The sequence below is a fragment of the Mucilaginibacter agri genome, assembly GCF_009928685.1.
GTDB classification, from domain to species: domain Bacteria; phylum Bacteroidota; class Bacteroidia; order Sphingobacteriales; family Sphingobacteriaceae; genus Mucilaginibacter; species Mucilaginibacter agri.
The window spans coordinates 128998-148212 of the sequence record NZ_WWEO01000044.1 but is presented as its reverse complement, the minus strand read 5'-3'; the positions used below and the strand labels follow the sequence as shown (position 1 = coordinate 148212).

General features: G+C 44.4%; 13 protein-coding genes. 5 read left to right on the top strand and 8 right to left on the bottom strand.

The genetic code is table 11. The features are described 5' to 3' along the window. Positions 1-30: 30 nt before the first annotated feature. The 5 genes from GSY63_RS16990 (at position 31) to GSY63_RS16970 (ending at position 7791) form a co-directional block, all read left to right on the top strand. Entirely contained in the window at positions 31-489 is a 459-nt protein-coding gene (locus GSY63_RS16990; RefSeq protein ID WP_166587033.1) for a hypothetical protein, read from the top strand. Between the two features lie 109 nt (positions 490-598). Then, a complete protein-coding gene (locus GSY63_RS16985; protein WP_166587032.1) occupies positions 599-1729 on the top strand; it encodes an efflux RND transporter periplasmic adaptor subunit in 1131 nt (376 codons plus the stop codon). A 72-nt stretch (positions 1730-1801) separates the two neighbouring features. Then, a complete protein-coding gene (locus GSY63_RS16980; RefSeq protein ID WP_166587031.1) occupies positions 1802-4954 on the top strand; it encodes an efflux RND transporter permease subunit in 3153 nt (1050 codons plus the stop codon). Between the two features lie 8 nt (positions 4955-4962). Continuing rightward, complete coding sequence (locus GSY63_RS24850; protein WP_166587030.1) at positions 4963-6414, top strand: TolC family protein; 1452 nt, start codon at positions 4963-4965, stop codon at positions 6412-6414. 129 nt (positions 6415-6543) lie between these two features. Then, the gene (locus GSY63_RS16970; protein WP_208094575.1) at positions 6544-7791 is read left to right on the top strand and encodes an MFS transporter; all 1248 of its coding nucleotides are present in this window, start codon (positions 6544-6546) and stop codon (positions 7789-7791) included. Here the strand turns inward: GSY63_RS16970 and GSY63_RS16965 are convergent, their stop codons facing one another. The 8 genes from GSY63_RS16965 to GSY63_RS16930 form a co-directional block, all read right to left on the bottom strand. After that, positions 7792-8559, bottom strand: coding sequence for a (Fe-S)-binding protein (locus GSY63_RS16965; RefSeq protein WP_243749276.1), 768 nt, complete (start codon positions 8557-8559; stop codon positions 7792-7794). A gap of 196 nt (positions 8560-8755) precedes the next feature. Continuing rightward, entirely contained in the window at positions 8756-10057 is a 1302-nt protein-coding gene (locus GSY63_RS16960) for a (Fe-S)-binding protein (RefSeq protein ID WP_166587028.1), read from the bottom strand. A gap of 33 nt (positions 10058-10090) precedes the next feature. Beyond that, on the bottom strand, positions 10091-10975 hold the full coding sequence (locus GSY63_RS16955; RefSeq protein ID WP_166587027.1) for an SDR family oxidoreductase: 885 nt from the start codon (positions 10973-10975) through the stop codon (positions 10091-10093). Between the two features lie 2 nt (positions 10976-10977). After that, a complete protein-coding gene (locus GSY63_RS16950; protein WP_166587026.1) occupies positions 10978-11751 on the bottom strand; it encodes an enoyl-CoA hydratase/isomerase family protein in 774 nt (257 codons plus the stop codon). 36 nt (positions 11752-11787) lie between these two features. After that, positions 11788-13599 (bottom strand): AMP-dependent synthetase/ligase, encoded by a 1812-nt coding sequence (locus GSY63_RS16945; RefSeq protein WP_166587025.1) that lies wholly within the window; start codon positions 13597-13599, stop codon positions 11788-11790. Between the two features lie 36 nt (positions 13600-13635). Continuing rightward, positions 13636-15429, bottom strand: coding sequence for an acyl-CoA dehydrogenase family protein (locus GSY63_RS16940; RefSeq protein ID WP_166587024.1), 1794 nt, complete (start codon positions 15427-15429; stop codon positions 13636-13638). Between the two features lie 27 nt (positions 15430-15456). After that, entirely contained in the window at positions 15457-16635 is a 1179-nt protein-coding gene (locus GSY63_RS16935; RefSeq protein ID WP_166587023.1) for an acetyl-CoA C-acyltransferase, read from the bottom strand. 17 nt (positions 16636-16652) lie between these two features. Beyond that, complete coding sequence (locus GSY63_RS16930; RefSeq protein ID WP_166587022.1) at positions 16653-19025, bottom strand: 3-hydroxyacyl-CoA dehydrogenase/enoyl-CoA hydratase family protein; 2373 nt, start codon at positions 19023-19025, stop codon at positions 16653-16655. Positions 19026-19215 lie beyond the last annotated feature (190 nt).

Here is a 19215-nt window from a genome sequence, read left to right as displayed (position 1 = left end):
TGTTTCAATATTGATAAAAATGTAGCATTTATGGGTACGATTAGCGACGGCTACAGAAATAAACTTTACAAATGCTTACTTTTGCAGGCATACATGTGGAAAAAGTGGTTTAATATCGTATTGTGTATCTGGCTGATTAACTCAGTCACATACTTCCATGCTGCAAATCCATTTGACTACGGCAACGATGACGAAACGGCGTCGGCTGCGTCTTTTCACCCTAAATTAAACACGTGGTTCGACTGTTTCTTACACCAGTCGCCTGTTGAAGACGATTCCACACCGTTACTACCGCATAAGATAGACAGTCATCGTCGTTATGTAAATACCCGTTCGCACGGTTTTGGTATTTACATACCGGGTATTATTACGTCCGCACTATTTACAGTTCCTAAGCACCTTGTTTTTAACTGTACCAGTAATTATTCCATTGGGGTAGCAATGCTGCCCAGCTATTATAACTTCCTGTTCAGGCTCAGTCCGTTCTGAGCAATATTATTGTTCCCTATTTCTTTAGAAAACAACGTGCTGTGTATGCTTAAATAGCCTGCGCTCCGCGTTTCTGATTCCATTAAACAATAATATTATATCGCCGCATATGACACGAGTTCATTATGCCCTTAGCTGGTTATCTTTATTAGGTGCCATGCTATTGGTAAGCTGCTCCGCAAGCAATAAAGACAAAGACAAACAAGACACCCTACAACTACCTGTAGTAGCCCTGAAGATAAAAGATACCGTACTGCAAACCGCTTATGTTGCCGATATACAGGCGCTTAAGAATGTAGAAGTACGATCTCGTTTAAAGGGTTTTTTAGATAAAATTTACGTTGACGAAGGCAAGCCGGTGACCAAAGGCCAGCTCTTATTTAAGGTAAATGATGAAGAGTACCGTGTTGCTTTAGCCAAAGCTAAAGCTTCATTAAGCAATGCCGTTGCCGCTGCGGTTGCTACCCGTTTAGAGGTAGACCGTGTGAAAATGTTGGTTGATAAAAAGGTGATCTCACCGTCTGAGTTAGACGTTGCCAAATCTAAACTAGCGGCTGACGAGGCGCTGATTGCCGAAGCCCATACTAATGTGCAGGCTGCGCAAAACCATATTAACTATACTAATATCCGCGCTCCCTACGACGGTATCATAGACCGAATACCGCTTAAAGCAGGAAGTTTAATTGATGAGGGTACTTTGCTTACAACCATATCTGACATTAGTTCGATGTACGCTTACTTTAGTTTTCCGGAAAATGAATACTTGCAATATCAGCGCGCAAAAAATACTAAGGATGAAAAAAGTAGCGAAGTTAAGTTAGTACTGTCCGACGGTAGCAGCTATGGTCACCCGGGTAATATTGAAACCATTGAAGGCGAGATAGAGCAGAAAACGGGTTCGATAGATCTACGTGCAAAATTTCCGAATCCTAACAAGTTGCTGCGCCACGGTGCCAGCGGTAAAGTATATATAGCAACCAAAATTGATAGTGCCATTATGGTGCCTCAAAAATCCGTTTTTGATGTGCAAGACAAAAGCTATGTATACCTGGTCGGCAGCGATAACAAACTCAGGATGCAAAGCTTTACACCGCTAACCAGGGTTTCGCAATACTACATTGTAAAATCAGGACTGAAGGCTGGTGACCACATCCTATACGAGGGTACGCAAAATGCCCGCGACGGTATGGTTATCAAACCAAATCTTATAGCTAAACCGGCCATGCTGGCTTTAAAATAGGCAGCCTTTTATTCAGGCCGTTCCTTAACAAGGAACGGCAATTTGTTTGATCTCTCAAATAATTGAAATCTGATGTTCAATATATTTATCAAGCGACCGATCTTGTCGCTGGTTATATCTTTGATTATAACCCTTTTGGGTGTGCTGGCTTTGCTTACGCTGCCGGTAACCCAGTTTCCAGATATTGTGCCGCCGTCGGTAACGGTTACCGCCAACTATACAGGCGCTAACGCCGAGGTGTGCGCCAAAGCTGTTGCCACGCCTTTAGAGCGTGCCATAAATGGTGTACCGGGCATGACTTACATGTCTACAGTTTGTAGTAACGACGGTTTAACCGTTATACAGATCTATTTTAACGTTGGTATAGACCCCGACCAGGCTGCAGTAAACGTACAGAACCGCGTGTCGACTATTATAGATGAGTTGCCCGAAGAGGTAATTAAAGCAGGTGTTACCACTGAAAAAGAAGTAAACAGTATGTTGATGTACCTCAACATCATGAGCCAGGACAGTACACTCGACGAAAAATTTATTTACAACTTCACCGACATCAACGTACTGCAAGAGCTTAAGCGTATTGATGGGGTAGGCCGCGCAGAAATTATGGGCGCCAAAGAATACTCTATGCGCGTATGGTTAAAACCAGACCGTATGATGGCTTATCATGTTTCTGCCGATGATGTAATCGAAGCTATCCGCGCGCAGAACGTGGAAGCTGCGCCGGGTAAAACGGGGCAGAGTTCGGATAAAGCGCCGCAAGTACTGCAATATGTATTGCGATACCCTGGAAAGTTCTTCGAGCCTAAGCAATACGAAAATATTGTGATCAGGGCTGACGAAAGTGGTACCGTGCTAAAGTTGAAAGAAGTAGCCAATATTGAGTTTGGCTCACTAACATACAGCATGGTGTCCAAAACAGATGGCAAACCATCCGCCTCTATCATGATCAAACAACGGCCGGGTTCTAACGCGCGTGAGGTAATCTCGAACATCAAAACCCGTATGGCCGAGATGAAGAAAGAATCTTTCCCTACGGGAATGACTTATAATGTAAACTACGACGTATCGCGCTTTCTTGATGCCTCTATTCACGAGGTATTACGTACGCTGGTAGAGGCCTTCTTGCTTGTGTTTGTGGTGGTGTTTATCTTCCTGCAAGATTTTCGATCGACTTTGATACCCGCACTGGCGGTGCCTGTCGCCCTTATTGGTACGCTGTTTTTTATGCAGACGCTGGGCTTCTCTATTAACTTGTTGACGCTGTTTGCACTGGTACTCTCCATCGGTATTGTGGTAGATAACGCCATTGTGGTGGTCGAAGCTGTACACGTAAAGATGGGCGAAGGTTTAAAGCCGATGGATGCAACCATTAGCGCCATGAAAGAAATTAGCGGCGCTATTGTGGCTATTACACTGGTAATGTCGGCCGTGTTTGTGCCTGTGGCATTTATGTCGGGGCCAGTAGGGGTGTTCTACCGCCAGTTCTCGTTAACCATGGCTATAGCTATTGTAATATCGGGCGTTAATGCAGTAACGCTCACACCTGCTTTATGTGCATTGATGTTGAAACACAATCACTATGAGCATGGCGAAAAAGGCTGGATCCACAAATTTTTCGATGGCTTCAATAACAAATACGATTGGGTAAATAATCGTTATGCCAGCCTGATAGGTAAAATTGCAGGCAGGCGCATTATTACCGTTGTTTTGTTGCTTATATTTTTTGTGGCGACATGGGGCCTGAGTACCATTCTTCCATCAGGCTTTATACCAACGGAGGATCAGGGGATGATCTACGTAAACGTGACAACCCCGGCAGGTTCTACCGTGGAGCGTACCGAAGAAGTGCTGTCAGAAATCCAGAAGCAAACTAAAAGTATTGGGGCTATTGAGTCGGTGTCAACGTTATCCGGTTATAGCTTAGTGAATGAAGTTGCGGGTGCATCCTACGGTATGGCCATGATTAACCTTAAAGGTTGGGACGAACGGAAGGAATCATTAGATGATATTATCAAACAATTAGAAAACAAGACTAAGAACATCGGCGATGCTTCAATCCAGTTCTTCCCGCCGCCTACGGTACCTGGATTTGGTAACTCCAGCGGGTTCGAGATCAGGTTGTTGGATAAAACCGGTAGCGGCGATCTGCAACAAACCGGTAAAGTATCTAAAGATTTTATTGATGCACTGAACAAATCGCCCGAGATTCAGAATGCGTTCTCTAGTTTCGACCCTAATTTCCCTCAATACCTTATTACGGTAGACCAGCAAATGGCTGCCAAGAAGGGAATAACGATAGATAAAGCGATGTCGACCCTGCAAACTTTGATGGGGAGTTACTATGCCTCTAATTTTATCCGTTTTGGGCAGATGTACAAGGTGATGGTGCAGGCTTCGCCCGAATACCGTTCACGGCCTGAAGATGTTCTGAGCTTGTATGTTAAGAATGATAAAGGAGAAATGGTACCGTTTGCCACTTTCATTAAAATGGAAAAGGTGGTGGGACCGGAACAATTGACCCGTTATAACATGTACACTTCAGCAATGATTAATGGTGATGCTGCACCGGGCTATAGTAGTGGTGACGCCAATAACGCCATCCAACGAATAGCGGCCGAAAAGCTTCCTAAAGGCTACTCGTTCGACTGGTCGGGGATGACGCGTGAGCAAATCCTTTCCGGCAATCAGGCTATTTACATTTTCGTTATTTGTTTGGTGTTTGTGTATCTGTTGCTGGCCGCTCAGTATGAAAGTTTATTACTGCCTCTGGCGGTTATCTTATCCTTACCTACCGGCATTTTCGGCGCATTCTTCTTCCTGAAAATATTAGGATTGGAGAACAACATCTATGCACAAGTAGCATTGGTGATGCTCATCGGCTTGCTGGGTAAAAACGCCATCCTGATTGTAGAGTTCGCCGTTCAAAGAGAGAAAGAAGGACTGTCGGTGATAAAAGCGGCTATTGAAGGTGCGGTATCAAGGCTTCGTCCCATCCTCATGACCTCATTCGCCTTTATAGCAGGTTTAATCCCTTTGTGTATTGCCAGTGGCGCGGGTGCTATGGGTAACCGTTCAATTGGTACAGCTGCTGCCGGGGGGATGCTCCTTGGTACTATTTTCGGATTGATACTAATTCCGGGTTTGTATGTGATCTTTTCAGGTATGTCAAAAAAGAAGAAGCCGGAAGAGGTTACTCAGGAAGAGGAATTACAAAGCACCTATTAATTTTTACTATGCAAATTCATAAAATCATCTATAAATTTTGCTGCGCCATTATTGTAACGGGGCTTTTGGTCACGGGATGTAGCAATTATAAATCTGCCACGGTAACGTCTAGTATGAAGTTGCCAGATACATTTACGGTATCGACAGATACCAACACTATTGCAGCTATCCCAATTTCATCATTTTTTTCAGATACCTACCTGGTAAGCCTTATTGATACAGCTATGGCGGCCAATCCGGATATCCTTTCGGCATTGCAAAAGGTGGAGGTGGCAAATGCCAATTTAAAGTATGCTGGTGGCGCCTTGTTGCCATCGGTAAATCTGAACTTGAATGCCGGTATTGAAAAGTATGGCGATTACACCATGAACGGTGTTGGTAACTATGATACCAACCTGTCGTCAAATATTAACAGCGACCAAAAGATACCCACTAACCCAACTCCTGATTACTTTGTTGGCTTTAAAAGCTCATGGGAAGTTGACTTATGGGGGAAGTTGCACAGCCGTAAGAAGGCTGCCTTCAGTAGGTTTCTGGCCAGCCAAAATGGCTATAAAATGGTAATGACTTCGCTTACCTCTCAGATAGCGACAGCTTACTATCAACTACTGGCACTCGACTATGAGTTGAAAGTGATTCGCAAAAATATCATCCTTCAAAGAAATGCCTTGGAAATTGTGAAGGTTCAGAAGCTTGGAGGCCGCGCCACGGAGCTGGCTGTGCAGCAATTTTTGGCTCAATTGAAACGTACCCAGGGCCTAGAGTCGGTAACGCTTCAGCAGATTGTGGAGACAGAAAACCAATTGAAGTTTTTAACAGGGAAGTTTTCGCAACCGGTAAGGCGCGATACATCCATCAACACATTGGTATTACCCAAAGTGCTTACGGCTGGAGTACCCTCACAATTGTTGTTGAACCGACCTGACATTAAAGAGGCAGAACTGGAACTGCAAGCCATGAATGCCGATATTAAGGCCGCTCGTGCTGCATTCTTTCCATCGTTAACCTTGTCGCCTTATGTTGGGTTTAATTCGTTTGCATCATCGTTGCTGTTTAATACGGGATCATTTGTGTATGGGGTAGTTGGCGGCGTTACGGCACCGATATTTAACCGCAGGCAGATAAAATCTGATTATGCACGCACCATTGCTGAAGGCAAACAGGCATTGTACGCCTATCAGAAAACGATATTGTCGAGTTTTCAGGAAGTGATGAACGGTATGAAAGGTGTAGAGAATTATCAAAACTACTACGAGCAAAAACAACAGGAAGTGCAGGCACTTACTAATGCGGTTGATGTAGCTAACGACCTTTACCTGGTAGGTCGTGCTAATTACCTCGAAGTAATTACTGCCCAACGCAGTGTGCTTGATGCCGAGTTAGAACTGGCCAACACGCGAAAAAATATCTTTATAAATGCCATAAATCTTTACCGATCCGTAGGGGGAGGATGGCGTTAAACGCATACCTAAGGGAAACGGAGTAATCTGTTTCCCTTTTTATTGCCGGATATTATGGCTATAAGCTTTGTTATCAGAAATCTATTTCTCTACCTTTAGTTACATCTGATAGCAATTAAATTCATCAATTTGAAAAAGAGATCCGTTCAAAGCGCATTTATCATCTCATGGATATTTGGCTGTGTGTTCTATTTTTTGCAGTATGTGGTGCGGTCGTCGCCGGCGGTGATGATCAAAGAATTGTCAGATTCGCTTGGCGTTACGGCGGTAGGGGTAAGCGGCATTTTAGGTACTTATTATTATACCTATGCTTCGGTTAGTTTAATTGCAGGTGCTGCGTTCGACCGCGCGGGAGCTAAATATCCTATTGTAATTGGTACCGCCATTATTTGTATCGGCTGTTTAATTTTTGCTGTTCCAAGTGTGTTTACTGGTAATACTGGGCGCCTTTTACAGGGCGCTGGTTCTGCCTTTGCTTTTACTGGGTGTGTATATCTGGCATCGCGTGGGTTCTCAGCTAAATACATTGCAACTGCAATTGGCATTACACAATGCATGGGGATGCTTGGTGGCTCGGCGGGGCAGTTTGTGATTGGTCCCTTAATTCATAATGGCTTATCGGTAGGGGTTTTCTGGACAGCAATTGGTATTGTGCTCGGAGTAGTTTGTGTATTGCTTTTGATTACTACGCCCAAAGAGGATAAAACTGCCGAACATACATCATCTGTTATAAGTGTGCTATTGCCCTATAAAGTGGTATTTACCAATATCCAATCTTATTTAAGTGGGTTGATATCGGGTTTGCTGTTTGTTCCTACTACTATCTTCGCTATGACCTGGGGGATAGCCTTTTTTCAACATGATCGAAATTTAAGCTACGTCGGTGCTGTAATAGCCAGTTCTATGGTGCCTTTAGGATGGGTTATTGGTTGTCCTTTACTGGGCTGGATATCTGATATGATCGGTCGCAGAAAACCTGTACTTAGCGGTGGTATATGTTTAATGCTGATCAGCTTTGGGCAGGTTGTGTTTTTGCCAGACCTGGTGTCTTTGCCTGCATCAATGCTCCTTTTTGGAATTGCTTCCGGTGCGGCAATGATTCCGTATACTATTATAAAAGAAGCCAACCCAGATAAAGTAAAAGGCAGTGCGACCGGGGCTATTAACTTTTTAACCTTTAGTATTACCGCATTAATAGGACCCGTATTTGGCTCCCGTCATGGTAAAACATTAACTACGGCAATAGATCACTTGGCTCACTTTAAAGAGGCCGGCATCTTTCTGTTGGCCGTAATGTCGGTAGCGCTCGTTGTTAGTTTGATTATCAAAGAAACAGGTTCAGCAACGCATCAAAGCAAAGAAACCGCCGCTAATTAACTAGAGGCCATTAGCTTTTGCCGTAATCTCAGCAATATCCAGTACTTGTATTTCCTGCTCCTTTTCGTGGTGTTTTACGCCGTCGCGTAGCATGGTCATGCAGAAAGGGCAGGCCGAGGCCACGATATTGGCTTTAGTTTCTATAACATCGTCGATACGTTCATCGCTTACTTCGCGTTTGCCTTTTTCTGGTTCTTTAAACATCTGTGCGCCGCCAGCACCACAGCATAAGCCATTGCTTTTACAGCGTTTCATTTCTATCAGTTCGGCGTCCAAAACTTCCAATGCGCTGCGTGGCGCCTCATAAACATTATTGCCACGGCCTAAGTAGCAGGCATCATGATAAGTGATTCTTTTGCCTTTAAAACTTTCGTCATCCTGAGTTTTTAGTTTGCCCTCATCAATCAGTTGCTGAATGAGCTGCGTATGGTGAATCACCTCATAGCTACCACCCAATTGCGGGTATTCGTTTTTAATGGTATTGAAGCAGTGTGGACAACCGGTTACAATCTTCTTGACATCGTAGGCATTTAGCACTTCTATATTTGCCATAGCCTGCATCTGGAATAAAAACTCATTGCCAGCGCGCTTAGCCGGGTCGCCGGTGCAGCTTTCTTCAGTGCCTAAAACGGCATAACTCATGCCGACGTGGTGTAATATCTTGCAAATGCTGCGGGTTATTTTCTGAGCCCGCTCGTCAAAACTTCCGGCGCAGCCCACCCAAAATAAGATTTCGGGCGTTTTACCTTCGGCCATCATTTGCGCCATGGTGGGAACAACTAGTACTTCGGATTTCGGATTTTCGATTTCGGAATTAGCAGTTGAGTTTCTAGGTATATCTTGGTTTAGTTCTTCCATGTTTTAATATTCTTTTTGTCATCAACCTGAATTTTTAGAATCCAGGAATTACAGAATTTGGTCGGGGTTTTTAAATGATAAATCAACAAATCCCCTCATTAACAAATTACTGCTGATCCACCCAATTAAATCGATCAGCACTGGAATATTTCCAGGGTGCTCCATTGTTTTCTACGTTGCCAAACATGTTGTTTAGGCTGGCCGGAGCTTGCGATTCTTCCATCACAATGTAGCGGCGCATCTCCATAATGATATTCACGGGATCGATATTCACCGGACAAGCTTCTGCGCAGGCATTACAGGTGGTGCAGGCCCAAAGCTCCTCACGGCTGATGTAGTTGTCCAAAAGAGTTTTATTGTCGTTATAATCTTTACCGTGCTTGTCAATATTGTTGCCCACCTCGGTAATCCTGTCACGGGTGTCCATCATAATTTTGCGGGGCGATAGCAGTTTACCTGTAATATTAGCTGGGCATACGCTGGTACATCTGCCGCATTCGGTACAGGTATAGGCGTCCATGAGGTTTTTCCAGGTAAGGTCTGTAACGTCTTTTGCTCCAAAACGGCCGGGTTCGGTAGCCTCGGGTGGGGTAAAAGAAGGATCGAGCATGGCTTTAACCTCGTTAGTAACCGACTCCATATTGGTAAACTTTCCTTTAGGTGTCAATTTAGAATAGTACACATTAGGGAAGGCCATGATAATATGGAAATGCTTGGAGTAAGGCAGATAGTTTAAAAACGCCAGGATACCCACAATGTGGAACCACCAGCAACTACGCTCTATCATTTCTAACGATTCGCCAGATGATGGTAATAAAGGTGCCAGCATCGAACTTATCGGGAAATCGCCGGCCTTAATGTAATGGCCGAAATGCAATGCCTGTAATTTATAATCGGCAGCATTCATGGTCAGAAACGCCGTCATCAATAATATTTCAATAAATAAGATATAATTGGCGTCCGACTTTGGCCAGGTGGTCATTTCCACACCACTAAAGCGTTTTAATTTAGCGATGTTTCTTCGGGCTAAGAAGGTGATGCACGATACCAATACTAATAACGCCAATACCTCAAAACTGCCTATCAGCAGACCATATAAACTACCCAGTGGTTTTGAGAAAATGCGATGTGAGCCGAACAGACCATCTATCATAATTTCCAAAACCTCGAGGTTGATGATCACGAAGCCTACGTAAATAAATATGTGCATTACTGCGGCAAGCGGTCGCTTAATCATTTTGCTTTGGCCGAGTGCAACCTTAGCCATAATTTTCCATCGTTCGCCGGGGTGGTCGCTGCGGTTGAGGGCTTTCCCCAATAAAATATTGCGGCGAATTTTGCCTGCATTTTTGCTGAACAAAAACACGGCTGCCGCCAGTATAATCAAGAATATGATTTGTGCAATCATGGGTTGTTAATTGGTAATCAAAACTAATATTTTTTAACTGCCTTTTGCAGAACGCGTCATTTGTTCAATGCCGTCCCACATCTGGTCGGTCACCATTTCGAGGCCGTTAAATTGGCCAGCGCCTTGCAGCCATTCGCCGCCATCAATGGTAATGGCTTCGCCGTTAATGTAACCCGAAAAATCGGAAATCAAAAAAGCAGCCAGGTTTGCCAGTTCCTGATGGTTACCAACACGCTTAAGCGGCACTCTGTTTTTAAAATCAAACTTGGCAGCCATTTCGCCGGGTAATAAACGCTCCCATGCGCCCTTGGTAGGGAATGGTCCGGGAGCAATTGCGTTAGTGCGGATCTGGTGGCGGCCCCACTCAGCTGCTAAAGAACGCGTCATGGCCAAAACGCCACCTTTGGCACATGCAGACGGAACTACATAGCCCGAGCCGGTTGAGGCATAAGTAGTAATGATATTTAAAATGTTTCCGGGTGTTCCTTCTTTAATCCAATGTTTTCCTAAAGCCAAAGAACAGTTAACAGAGCCTTTGAGAACAATATCAATAATGGTAGAAAAAGCATTTGCCGACAAACGTTCGGTAGGAGAAATAAAATTCCCGGCAGCGTTGTTTACCAGTGCATTTACACTACCGAAGGCTTCGATAGTTTGTTGTAAAACATTTTCTACCTCGTTATAATTACGCACGTCGCAGGCAACAGCTAATACTTTGCCGCCTGTTTCGGCTTCCATTTCGGTGGCTGTTTTTTGCAGCACTTCCAGCTTACGGCTTGTTATTACCAGGTTGGCACCCAGTTTTAAAAAATAGGTGCCCATGGCTTTACCCAGACCGGTACCACCGCCGGTAACAATGATGTTTTTTCCTTTAAAGGCATCATCGCGAAGCATGCCGGTATATTCTGTAACTTGCATATTTATTTACTTTTAACCGGATTAGTAAGTTTCTCAACCATCTTTTGCAGAATGACCCGCGTTTCCGGCGACCACCATTGTTTTAGCATTTGCTCTAATTCTGCACTTTTATTCTGCTGTAGATTGCTCAGTAATTCTCTGCGGAAGTTGAGCTTACTTTGCTGCCATGTTGAAGCGCTAAGCTTCATATAGCTCCGGATTTTTTGCTCGGCTGTTGCCCAAACTTCGGAAGGTTCTACAACCACGTCAATTAAGCCATCTTCGAGCGCTTCATTAACTTTTAAAAGCTTACCCTCAAGCAAGTATTGATACGCTTTGCGTTTGCCCAGCCAAAAGGAATAGAGCTGAAACACCGCGTCGGGAACGATAATTCCAACCGGAATTTCATTCAGTCCGATAATATAGTCGCCTTTGGCCATTACACGATAATCGCTGCAAATGGCAATTATACAACCACCTGCAGGACTATGACCAGTTATAGCTGTTACAAAAGGCTTTTTGAAGGCGGCCAGTGTAGATGCCATCAGCAGAAAATTCACCCAGAAATCTTTGCTTTGCTGCTCATCGTAGCCGTAAACTTCGATCAGATCTATACCTGCCGAAAAGAAGTTCTCCTTGCCGGTAATGATCAATCCGCCAACCTCATCATCAGCCTCAAGTTCTTGTAAAGCCGAAATCAGCTCTTTGATCATTTCGGTATTGATGGCGTTCGATCGGCCGCGGTCTAAGGTGATCACAGCCAATTTATCCTGTATAGTAATTTGCAATGTTTTCATTGTAATAAAGAAAATAAGATTAAGATGCAGGATAAATTAGTGATGGATAGATAGGTTACCAATCTCGTTGGTATACATGCTGTCTATCTCGTTTTTGTATTTTTCTAAAATAATGCGGCGTTTCATTTTGCCGGTAGGGGTAAGTTCGCCACCATCAATGGTCCATTCATCTGGCAACAGAGTGAATTTCTTAACCTGCTCCACGTGGTTAAATTCTACGTTGAAGGCATCGATAATGGCCTGAAATTGTGCTATAACTGCTGGCTCATCAATAATCTGCTGGTGGGATATAAAGTTGAGTTTGTTTTGAGCGCACCAAATCTTCAAGTTAGGATACGAAGGCACAATCAAGGCCGAAGTAAATTTCTTCTCTGCGCCAATCACCATCATCTGCTCAATTAGTGGGCTTTCTTTCATGCGGTTTTCAATAGGTACGGGAGCCACGTATTTACCTCCGGATGTTTTGAAGATCTCTTTTTTACGATCGGTTATTTTCAGGAAGCCATCCAGATCTATGGTGCCGATGTCGCCGGTATGAAACCAGCCATCCTGCAGTACTTCTGCGGTAAGATCGGGGTTTTTGTAATAGCCCGCCATTACGCTTGGGCCTTTGGTAAGTATCTCGCCATCTTCGGCTATTTGAACTTGCACGTCGGCCAATAAAGGGCCAACTGTCCCAAATCTTCTCTTGTGCGGTTCATATTGATTTACCGAAATAACCGGGGAAGTTTCAGTAAGTCCATATCCTTCTAATACTACCATTTTGGCTGCAGTAAAAATGCGCTCCAAACGAATAGGGCAGGCCGAACTACCTACTACAATAGCTTTTACATTACCGCCGATGGCAGCACGCCATTTGCTGTAAACCAGTTTATCTGCAAGCGCCAGTTTTGCATCGTACCATGCGCTTCTGCCGGTATGTTCAAATTGCTCGGCCACTTCAATCGACCACAGAAAGATCTTCTTTTTGATCCCTGTAAGCTTGTTGCCCTCTATCATGATCTTTTCGAAAACCTTTTCCAGTAAACGTGGAACGGCTGTGAAAATATCCGGTTTCACCTCTTTCATGTTCGGGCCGATAGTGTCCATGCTTTCGGCGTAGTAGATGGAAAAGCCATTGAACAGATAGATGTAGGTACACATCTTTTCGAAAATATGGTTGAGCGGTAAAAAGCTAAGCGCTTTTTTATGTTCCAGCGGAATCTGGTTCAATACCTGGCTAGAGCCATATACGTTACTCACAATGTTTTTATGGGTAAGCATTACGCCTTTTGGCCGGCCAGTTGTGCCCGATGTAAAAATGATGGTAGTTACATCGTCCGTTTTTATTTGATTACTTATAACATCAACCCGGTTTTTATCGACTCCCGAAACGGGCTTTAATAATGTTTGCCAGTTAGTGCAGCCGTCTAAATTATCGAACGAGAAAATTGATTGCAGGGTGGGCACATGATCTTTAACGGCATTTATTTTACCGCAAAGATCGGCATCGCTCACAAACATTATTTTTACCTCGGCTTCTATCAGTATCTGCTCAATCTCCTTGAGGCTGCTGTTAGGGTAGAGGGGAACCAGTATTGCGCCGATTAATTGCACAGCCAAGTCAACAATCATCCATTCGGGGCGGCCATTACTAACCAGCCCCACTTTGTCGCGGCCCTCAGTGGTGCCATCGCCGGCAGAAATGCCCATGTTTAGAAGCGCCACAGCTAATTGATATACCTTGTCGTGTACTTCGGCCGTGCTGTATAACTTCCACTCGCCGTTAACCTTGCCGCTAAGCATATCTGCCTGAGGGTTTTGGGCTTGTATCGGGATACAATCAAACAATCTTGCTGCGTTCTTCATCGTAAATTGGTTTATAAAATGGCTTTGGTTGAGTGTTTAGAAGCAGTATTTATTTTGCTCTATCAGTTTTGCTGCCACTCTTCTGCGGGCCGCGGTAGTGTTAATATCTTCGGTTTTGGTAAAGCGCTTCAGGCCAACCATAATCATCCGACGCTCGTCGCCTTCAGAAAAGGCGTTCAATGCCTCTTTACCTGCTTTAAAGATCTTATCACCTGCGTCGCGAATATATACCTGCATTATATCGATCTGATCCTGAACAGCGCCTTCTCCACGCTGTGAGGCCAGTTTTTCGACACGTAATTGCAATGATTCGCTCACATAGGTTTCGATCACCATATCGGCAAGGTTCATCAGCACTTCCTGCTCTTTACCCAGGTTCATCATTAACTTTTGTACGGCTGCGCCTGCTACCAGTAATACAGCTTTCTTAAAGTTAGCCACATATTTCTTCTCTTTGGTAAAAAGATCTTCTTCTTCGGCATTAAAATCTGGGATAGCCATTAGTTCTTTGGCTACTGCCTCGGCTGGTCCCATCAGATCAAGTTCGCCTTTCATTGCACGCTTCAGGATCATATCTACCGTCAGCATCCGGTTAATTTCGTTGGTGCCCTCGAAAATGCGGTTGATACGGCTGTCTCGATAAGCACGGTCCATCGGTGCTTCGGCGCTGTAGCCCATACCGCCGTAAATCTGTACACCTTCATCTACTACATAGTCCAATGCTTCTGATGCGTGTACTTTGATCATGGCTGCCTCAATAGCAAACAATTCTGTCCCCTTTAATTTGGCTTTAGATGGCTCCATACCATTTTCTATCAGGTTATGAGTGGCATCCTCGATATTCTGGCTTGCACGATACATGGCAGCCTCGGTAGCGTAAGTACGGATAACTTGCTCACCTAATTTATAACGGATAGCACCGTATTTAGAAATCGGTCTGCCGAATTGCTCACGCTCATTAGCGTATTTTACAGAGTTGGTAATAACAGATTTAGATGCACCTAACGCTGCACCACCTAATTTGATACGACCAAGATTAAGGATGTTTACGGCTATCTTGAAGCCGTTACCGCGCTCAGAAAGCAGGTTTTCTACCGGCACTTTACAGTCGTTAAAAAATACCTGGCGGGTTGAGCTGCCTTTAATCCCCATTTTATGTTCTTCGGGATTCAGGGACAGGCCTTCGAAACCGCGCTCAACAATAAATGCGCTCAGATTTTCATCATTATCAATCTTGGCAAAAACGGTGTACACATCTGCAAAACCTGCATTGGTAATCCACATTTTTTGACCGTTAATAATGTAATGCTTGCCATCGGCTGATAGCGTTGCACGCGTTTTGCCCGAGTTGGCATCTGAGCCTGCACCTGGTTCGGTTAAGCAATAAGCGCCTTTCCACTCGCCAGAGCCCAGTTTTGGGATATATTTATTCTTTTGTTCTTCATTACCGTAGTATAGGATTGGCAGTGTACCGATACCTGTATGAGCCATTACCGCCACAGAAAATGATGCCCCCGGACCGGTTTTTTCACTGATTAACATTGCAGTAGGGAAATCCTTACCAAAGCCACCATATTCTTCTGGAAGCGATACACCAAGGATACCCAGTTCACCGGCCTGCTCAACCAGGCTTACCATCAGACCTTCTTCCTGGTTGTCGATACGATCCATGATCGGCACTACTTTTTGCTCCACAAAATCCTGGCAGGTTTGAGCGATCATTAGTTGCTCTTCGTCCCAATTTTCGGGGATAAACACATCTTCAGCATTTGTTTCCTTAATCAGGAACTCGCCGCCCTTTAAATGCTTATTTTCTGTTGCTGTGCTCATAACTGTATGTCTTTAATATTTTGATGTTTAATTTAATAGTTCGAAAATGCCTGCCGCACCCTGGCCCGTGCCTACACACATGGTAACCATGCCGTATTTTTTATCTCGTTGTTTCAACTCGTCAAATAGTTGTACCGAAAGCTTGGCGCCACTGCAACCCAGTGGATGCCCTAACGCAATAGCGCCGCCGTTAACATTCACAATGTCCTGATTTAAGCCTAAGCCTTTGATAACGGCTAACGATTGCGATGCAAAGGCTTCATTTAGTTCGAAAAGGTCAATATCATCTTGTTTCAACCCCGATTTTTTCAATACTTCCGGAATCGCATACAGCGGACCGATCCCCATAATTCTCGGTGGAACGCCAATTACTGAATAATTAACCAGGCGAGCGATAGGGGTGAGGTTATTCTGTTTCATAAAACGTTCGCTAACCACCATTACAAAGGCAGCACCGTCGCTGGTTTGTGATGAGTTACCTGCGGTAACCATGCCTTTGGCATCAAAAACCGGTTTTAATTTTGCAAGTGCTTCAATTGATGTATCTGCACGAGGGCCTTCGTCAGTATCTACTGTGAAGTCTCTTGTTTTACGTTTGCCATTTTCGTCAACATAAGTTTCTGATACTGTTACCGGTACAATCTGATTTTTAAACCTACCGCCAGAAATAGCGCTGATAGCCTTTTGGTGAGAGTTATAGGCAAATTGATCCTGCTCGTCGCGACCAATATTATATTCTTTGGCAACGGCTTCAGCGGTTAAACCCATGCCCCAATAGTAATCCGGATGTGCGATGGCTACATCGGCGTTAGGTATAATGCGCCAGCCGCCCATGGGCAACAGACTCATGCTTTCTACACCGCCGGCTATGACGCAATCTGCTATACCTGCGTGAATCTTAGCTGAGGCAATAGCAATGGTTTCTAATCCGGATGCGCAATAACGGTTCACCGTCATGCCGGGTACTTTATCGGTATCCAAAGCCATTAGAGAGATTAAGCGGGCTACGTTTAAGCCTTGTTCAGCTTCTGAAGTGGCATTGCCTACAATTACGTCTTCAATCTGCTCTTTATCTACATTGGGTACGCTTGCCACCAAATGTTTGATTACATCTGCGGCCAGTGTATCCGGGCGGGTAAAACGGAAGCCACCGCGGGTTGCTTTGCCCACTGCACTGCGGCTTGCTGCTACTATATATGCGTTCATTTTGTTGTTGTCGTTAATTAGTTTCTTAATACTTTACCGCCTGTCAAAATCGATTGGATACGCTCCAGCGTTTTGCGCTCGGCGCAGAGTTGTACAAAGGCTTCGCGTTCCAGGTTCAAAAGGTAATCTTCACTTACCAATGTCGGTTGCGACAAATCGGCCCCGGCCATTACGTAAGCTAGTTTCTGGGAAATCTTTACATCGTGCTCGCTAATGTAATTACCGCTGTACATGCTGTTTGCGCCTACATAACCCAAGCCCAATGCCGATTTACCCAACACCCGGATATCTTTACGAGGAACAGGCTGCACATAGCCTTCTTCGGCCAGCGTTAAACATTGTTTTTTTGCTTCGGCCAATACGCGGTTGCGGGATACAATCACCATATCACGACCCTTTTTAAGGTAACCCAACTCAAAGGCTTCGTTAGCTGACGTTGATACCTTTGCCTGGCCGATGGTTAAGAACCGGTCACGGAAATTATTCATCTCGATATCGCCTTCTTGCAGTTCGTCACTTAGACGTAAAGCAAACTCTTTAGTACCGCCTCCGCCTGGAATTAAGCCAACACCAAATTCAACCAAACCCATATATAGTTCGGCATGTGCTACTACTTTGTCGGCATGTAAACACAGCTCGCAACCACCGCCTAAGGCCATTTGGTGGGGCGCTGCTACAACGGGTATTGATGAGTAACGAATGCGCATCATTGTATTTTGGAAGGCTTTGATCACCATGTTCAGTTCGTCGAACTCTTGCTCAACGGCCATCATAAATATCATACCCACATTGGCACCAGCGCTGAAATTGGCTCCTTCGTTAGAGATCACCAATCCTTTATAGCCTTGCTCGGCAAGGGTAATGGCTTTGTTGATGCCTTCAATCACCTCGCCGCCAATGGTGTTCATTTTGGTGTGGAACTCGAGGTTAATGATACCATCGCCTAAATCAGTAATAGTTGTGCCGCTGTTTTTCCAGATGGTATTGGTAGCGCGGATGTTATCCAATAGAATAAACTCTTCGGTACCCGGAATTACTTTATAAGTTTTAGATGGAATATCATAGTAGAGCTTTTTACCATCTTCTATCTTATAAAAGCTTGTAGCACCGCTGGCCAGCATATCATAAACCCATTGTGCGGGTTTCAGATTATCAGCTTCCATAGCTTTGATGGTAGCTTCAACACCCAGTGAATCCCATTTCTCGAAAGGTCCTGTTTCCCAACCGAAACCTGCGTTCATAGCTGCGTCTATCTTGTACAGATCATCAGTTATCTCTGGGATACGATTACTTGCGTAAGCAAACAGTTGGTAAAATATAGCACGATAGAAGTCACCCGCTTTATCTTTGGCGGCAAACAGCACCTTCATGCGGTCGCTTAGTTTATCGATGGTTTTAGTAGTTTCCAGTGACGGGAATTTTACTTTTTTAGAAGGCTGATACTCCAGTGTTTTCAGATCAAGCGTACTGAACACATTTGCGCCGTTCACTTTATCTTTCTTATAAAAACCCTGACCGCTTTTGCTGCCCAGCCAGTTGTTGGCAACCATTTTGGTTACAAACTCAGGAATTTGGAATAACTCTTTCGCTTCGTCATCAGGCACACCCTGGCTTAGGCCGTTAGCAACATGCACCATTGTATCTAAACCAACCACATCGCTGGTGCGAAAGGTAGCCGATTTTGGGTGACCGATTACCGGGCCGGTTAGTTTATCAACTTCTTCAATGCTGATGCCGGTTTTCTCTGCATAATGCAAAATGCTCATGATGCTGAACACGCCGATACGGTTACCAATAAAGGCAGGTGTATCCTTAGCCAGTACTGTAGTTTTGCCCAAATACTTTTCGCCAAAATGCATTAGAAAATCTACCACCTCGGGTAAAGTTTCAGACGTTGGAATAATCTCCAGTAATTTTAAATAGCGTGGTGGGTTAAAGAAATGGCTTCCGCAAAAGTGTTTACGGAAATCCTCGCTGCGCCCTTCGGCCATTAAATGGATCGGGATGCCCGAGGTATTAGACGTGATCAGGGTTCCCACTTTGCGGAATTTCTCGATCTGCTCAAAAATGATTTTTTTAATATCCAGACGCTCTACCACAACTTCGATCACCCAGTCGCAATCGGCAATTTTTGGCATATCATCTTCAAAATTTCCGGTGCTGATGTTTTTGGCTAATGACTTGGAGTAGATGGGCGAGGGGTTTGATTTTAACGCGGCCGTAAGCGCATCGTTAACCAACTTGTTCCGAGATTTTGCATCGGCATCTTTTGGTACAATATCAAGCAACAGCACCTGCATGCCAATATTGGCAAAATGGCAAGCAATACGGCTGCCCATAACGCCCGAGCCAAGCACTGCAACTTTCTTTATAATTCGTTTAGAACTCATATATAGTTTTTTAATAGGTTGACCGGGAATGACGCTGCGATTGATGAAAACAGGATCTTAAGCCGGATTTTAAAACAGCACAAACCTTTTCCCCTTGCGGGGAAAAGAATTTGGCTTACAGTAAATAGTTATTAATAGTTGGTTTATCTAATAAAACAAATATCCTTGTTGAGCTCGAATAAAAAAGGGC